This is a genomic window from Photobacterium sp. OFAV2-7 (assembly GCF_022347985.1).
Taxonomy (GTDB): Bacteria; Pseudomonadota; Gammaproteobacteria; order Enterobacterales; family Vibrionaceae; genus Photobacterium.
Map to the genome: position 1 here is coordinate 1 of NZ_JAKRFQ010000404.1, position 4,481 is coordinate 4,481.

6 protein-coding genes are annotated in these 4,481 nt (G+C 42.7%); 4 read left to right on the top strand and 2 right to left on the bottom strand.

Going from position 1 to position 4,481, the window contains the following annotated elements; translation table 11 throughout:
• Positions 1 to 78: 78 nt before the first annotated feature.
• Positions 79 to 507, bottom strand: coding sequence for a hypothetical protein (locus MHN01_RS17685; protein ID WP_239412546.1), 429 nt, complete (start codon positions 505 to 507; stop codon positions 79 to 81).
• Positions 508 to 738: 231 nt separating this feature from the next.
• Here MHN01_RS17685 and MHN01_RS17690 point away from each other — a divergent pair, with 231 nt between their 5' ends.
• The 4 genes from MHN01_RS17690 (at position 739) to MHN01_RS17705 (ending at position 2,499) form a co-directional block, all read left to right on the top strand.
• Positions 739 to 1,119 carry a hypothetical protein gene (locus MHN01_RS17690; RefSeq protein WP_239412547.1) on the top strand — a complete coding sequence of 127 codons (381 nt, stop codon included), beginning with the start codon at positions 739 to 741 and terminating at the stop codon, positions 1,117 to 1,119.
• A gap of 117 nt (positions 1,120 to 1,236) precedes the next feature.
• A complete protein-coding gene (locus MHN01_RS17695) occupies positions 1,237 to 1,623 on the top strand; it encodes a GNAT family N-acetyltransferase (RefSeq protein WP_239412548.1) in 387 nt (128 codons plus the stop codon).
• A gap of 362 nt (positions 1,624 to 1,985) precedes the next feature.
• Positions 1,986 to 2,240: a type II toxin-antitoxin system Phd/YefM family antitoxin gene (locus MHN01_RS17700; RefSeq protein WP_128783326.1), complete on the top strand. Its 255-nt coding sequence runs from the start codon at positions 1,986 to 1,988 to the stop codon at positions 2,238 to 2,240.
• Complete coding sequence (locus tag MHN01_RS17705) at positions 2,233 to 2,499, top strand: Txe/YoeB family addiction module toxin (protein WP_239412549.1); 267 nt, start codon at positions 2,233 to 2,235, stop codon at positions 2,497 to 2,499. Before MHN01_RS17700 ends, MHN01_RS17705 begins: the two co-directional genes overlap by 8 nt.
• Before the next feature lie 180 nt (positions 2,500 to 2,679).
• On the opposite strand, the gene MHN01_RS17710 is transcribed toward MHN01_RS17705, so the two are convergent.
• Positions 2,680 to 4,404 (bottom strand): hypothetical protein, encoded by a 1,725-nt coding sequence (locus MHN01_RS17710; protein WP_239412550.1) that lies wholly within the window; start codon positions 4,402 to 4,404, stop codon positions 2,680 to 2,682.
• Positions 4,405 to 4,481 lie beyond the last annotated feature (77 nt).

The window sequence follows — 4,481 nt, forward strand, 5'->3', positions numbered from 1 at the left end:
AATTTCACAATGTCTCAATCAGCCTGATGGTTAGGTTCAATCTTTTGTATTCTAGATTCTGAATGCCTTCGAACGGGGCTATAAACCTGATGCGCTGCAATTTTTATACATGCTGAAGTCGGTACCTACGAGGAAAGGAGTGTCTTTTTCAAATTCAAAGGTCGCTGTATCTATTTTCGATATCTGACTTGACGGGTTGTAGCTAATACCGATGTAAGTATTTTCGATCCGAGCTTGGATTGTTGTCCAATAGGTATCTTTCTTAATGGCTACTATTGAAACATTTTTTGCATTAAAACCACCATTTCTTGCCATAAAGCTGAGTTTGCCATCATCCTTGCCTAGTGTGCCTGAGATTGCGACTTGATAATTGACGTTTGGATTTGGCTTTAAATCGAAGTTTCGGCTCTCATTACAATTTAATCTGAATGTTGTGGTTTGCTCTGCATGCGCAAGTGGCACAACTATTGAGAGAGATGAAAATAAAATAAGTACTCTTGTAAGCATTGTAGTTTCTTCCTTGCTTAGAATGCTGTGTTGATACTAAATTGCTAAAGTTGTAGCTCAATAATAAACGTTATTTCGAAATGGCAAACTCTATGGGTATGTTTTTGTGAGACCTTGGGTGTTTTCTTTGTTTAATGATTATTCATATGTAATCTTCACCCTACGATACTGTTTATGGTGATCCTAGATGTTGTAGTGTGCAGGATGCAGGTTCACTACCAAAGTGATGTAATGTTTCTACCACAAGTCCCTCTATTATATTCAGTTCCTGATCTGCTTAATTTATACCCTGTTGATTTATCAGAGTTTATGCCAATTCAATCGCAAACACACCAAAGCATATTGGAAAATGATAAGAATCATCACATTGCTATCTCGCGGTTTAAGCCTCAATTAGACTCGTTAGTCGCAATGGGGGTTTTCAATGAAGTTAGTGTTTTAACAAAGGATGGCGTTCCAAAAGTTGACTTTATTCCAACTTATCAAGGACTAGACTTTTATATGCGATGCCTTGGCTACAATGTTTATCCCGTGGAGGAGGTGCTGCTAACCCTTCAGCATTGGTGCAAATTAAAAGGAGTTGACCCTTTCGAAGAGGGTTCGACAACATAACAAAAACATCAAGGTGACGCGTTACACTCAGCGGTTTTGGTATGAAGTTCGCTACGCTTTGCTGGTTCAGTGGGGCACCTTATTGCAGGCGTTATACCTGTGGGGAGTAAATTGTTCATGAACGTAATTAAAGGCAAGAAAACGATATTGCGTCCAGCTACAGTTGAAGACCGTCGTACAATATTTGAATGGGGGCATGAGTCAGATATTGCTTCGTTTATCTATCCACCTGACGGTGAAACCAAGACCCTTAAGGATTTCTGTGACGACTGGAAGGAACACTACTTCACTGGCCTATCTACCGAACTCGGGCGCATGTTTGTTATTCTGTATGAGAACTCCCCGATCGGTACGGTTGCATACAACGAAATCGATTCAAAGAATCGGGTTGAGCTTGATATATGGATGAGCTGTGAAGCTTACTGTGGGAAAGGTTTGGGACCTGATGCCATCATTACGCTTTGTTCGTATCTGACAGCTAGATTTGAAGTTCGAACTTTATGATGCAGCCATCAGCTCAAAACCCAAGGGCCATAAGAGCCTACGAGAAAGTAGGATTTGTTCAAGTCCCATCGACACCGGAACAAATACGGGCGGAGTGGGGTGCTGTTGACTCAGAGGATAGTGTATTGATGCTCCTAAAAGTACCGATGAAATAAGCTGCACGTAGGCATAGCAAGGCAATCAAGGTTACCCGATACACTCGGTTCAATGTTGGGGGCACAATTCATTGTGTGTCACCGTTTTCATCAGATCAGTAGATTGTTCGGCGCTTATGGCATTCACACCTGTTCAACTTCTTGTACAAGTCTAACTATTGGGTTAAACTTGTGCAATAACGTGTACAACTTAAGCTGAGGTTAATTATGCGTATTGTTTCTTTTACTGAGGCACGGAATGGTCTGAAATCTGTGCTAGATGGCGTCGTTAATGATGCAGATTGTACTGTTATCACTCGTCGAGATTCTGAAGATGCGGTTGTAATGTCAATGGATTACTACAACAGCCTTATGGAGACCGTTCATCTACTTAAATCGCCAGCCAATGCTGCTCACTTAAACAAATCAATTGAACAGTATAAAGCGGGTAAGGTAACTGAACGAGATATCATCGATGAGTAGAATGTTGGCTTGGACTGATGCCGCTTGGGATGATTACTTATACTGGCAGAACCAGGATAAGAAAACGCTCAAGCGCATTAACAAATTAATTGCCGATACAAAGCGCTCACCTTTTGAAGGGATTGGTAAACCTGAAGCCTTGAAAGAAAATTTATCAGGCTTTTGGTCAAGGCGTATAGACGAATCTAATCGTCTTGTTTACGCTACTGACGATACCCACATCACCATCATTTCTTGCCGATACCATTATCAAGCTTAATCTCTTGAATCCGCGCAGGTAACAAAGCAATCAAGGTGTCCCGTCAAACTCCCAGTAGCGATAACAAAGCGATAAAGAAATAAGCCAACACCAAACAGAGACTTTATCGCTTTAGTCTGGCTGAGTTTCCACGCTCGAAGAAGGGCCGCTAAGCATAATTAACAGGGCTTCAGGAATGCGCTAGAAACATTTTTGTTTCGAACAATCCATACAGCTGCCATGACCTTGATTATTGTCGATCGACAAATCCCCGTGAACGCAATAGGTGTAGCCACTCACGGTTAAATGATATAGACAGTTGTCTCTTTCAAAAGACTGGGACCAGTTACCGGCCCATTTACCGGATTGAGAATACACAACCTTATTATTGGCCAGCAGATTTACATCGGTATTTAACGGAGCAAGCCAGCATTTGTACGCCATGCTAGTTGCGCTGGCGTTTCGAAGCTGTGGGTTACTGAAATCGAAGCCATTCAAAATGATATTGTCAGTCGGGCTATCACTGGTAAAGCCAGCTCCGTCCCGTGTTGGGATCACATTCATAGGTGTAGCTTTAGGTGTATCGTCACGACTGTTAGCTCTTTTTTCAATAACATGCGTTACCCAAACCGTATTGATCACTAGCTGGTTCAGTCTTTTAACGTCCTCATGAGAAGCGTTCAGGTTGTTTATCTTCCTATAGGTCAACCTGCCCGATGTTCGACTCGCGTTCATCGCAAAACCATTGGCCAGGAACGCAGCAATATTTTCCTGTGACAACGCGGCCAATGCCGCCATCGCATCGACTTCTGCGTCGGCCACTTTGCTACTGGCAACTTGTCCTTTCAGCAACTCTGCGTAGGCTTTATGCACCTCAGCTAAATCTTCATTGCCGTTCTGTATGGCTAACTGCGCAGATTTCATATGATTAAAGATAACGTCTTTCTTCGACAATTCGGGGAACAAGAAAGCATCAACCCGATTAATCATACTCTCATCTTGCACATCGATAAGGACACTTTCAGACAGAGATGTTCCTCCGCTGTTTTGACTGGAGTAAAGCATGTCTTTGGCGTACCGGTTCAATGAAGAGCTCTTCGACTTCCAGAATAAAATACCTGAGCTGGTAGATGATGCCCTCGTAACTTCTTCCTTAAAGGCATCGACAAAGTAGTTGGCATAATTTTTATCGAAGAAAAATGCTTTTGACATCTGAAACTTGGAGAGCTTCATCTTAAACGTGGCTCTGAGTGAAAATTCTTTCTGAAGCATCATAGCGGGAACAAAGTAATCCTCAGTTCTTGGCACAGACAAAGAGAAAGTGCTGCCAGTGCTGACAACATTATTGCCGTACTGTTTGCTTGCATAGAGGACATCTTCAATGAACAACTCCAGCTTTAAATCTCTGGGCATCACAGACATAAACCGGTACTGTTCCAGGCGACGGATGTTCGCACCAATTTGATCGCCTAAGGATCTAGCTTCTAAATCACTGGCCTGCCGCTGTTGAGCCTCTCTCTGCTCGGGGGAAAGTTGTTGATTAATAAAAGGGTTCGTGAATACAATAACTTCTCGCTTGTCTTCCGGATGAAGCTCAAGCAAGAGTTTTTGCTTAATGGTAGGGGGCGGCACCTTGCTCCTCAATTCAAAATCAACGCGGGCACCAACTTTTCCCGTGGTTGTATCTAGTTCATCGAGAGTGATCTTACGGCCAAGGTTGTTTCGTGCGGCTACACCTGTGAAGTGGATATCCGGCATCATATAGATGACTGAGGTTGCTGTATTTCCACCGACATTTCTGTCTGGTTCAATGTATCCGAAATAATCGACACCATCTACCCGGACATTGAAAACGTCAAGGTTACTCGTCGCACTGACCAAGTTTGAGAATGCCAGGCATATAAGCCAACAAGCTGCGCGAATCATAACTCTTCCTTAAGTGATCACTTACACAATATAGTGTCTAGCAGCCAATCATAAGCTGCGCATATTTACTTTAATAA

Bases quoted from the DNA above. Each gene is read 5' to 3' on its own strand.
- MHN01_RS17690 (WP_239412547.1), top strand. From the start codon at position 739: ATGTTTCTACCACAAGTCCCTCTATTATATTCAGTTCCTGATCTGCTT.
- MHN01_RS17695 (WP_239412548.1), top strand. From the start codon at position 1,237: ATGAACGTAATTAAAGGCAAGAAAACGATATTGCGTCCAGCTACAGTT.
- MHN01_RS17710 (WP_239412550.1), bottom strand. From the start codon at position 4,404: ATGATTCGCGCAGCTTGTTGGCTTATATGCCTGGCATTCTCAAACTTG.
- MHN01_RS17685 (WP_239412546.1), bottom strand. From the start codon at position 507: ATGCTTACAAGAGTACTTATTTTATTTTCATCTCTCTCAATAGTTGTG.
- MHN01_RS17705 (WP_239412549.1), top strand. From the start codon at position 2,233: ATGAGTAGAATGTTGGCTTGGACTGATGCCGCTTGGGATGATTACTTA.
- MHN01_RS17700 (WP_128783326.1), top strand. From the start codon at position 1,986: ATGCGTATTGTTTCTTTTACTGAGGCACGGAATGGTCTGAAATCTGTG.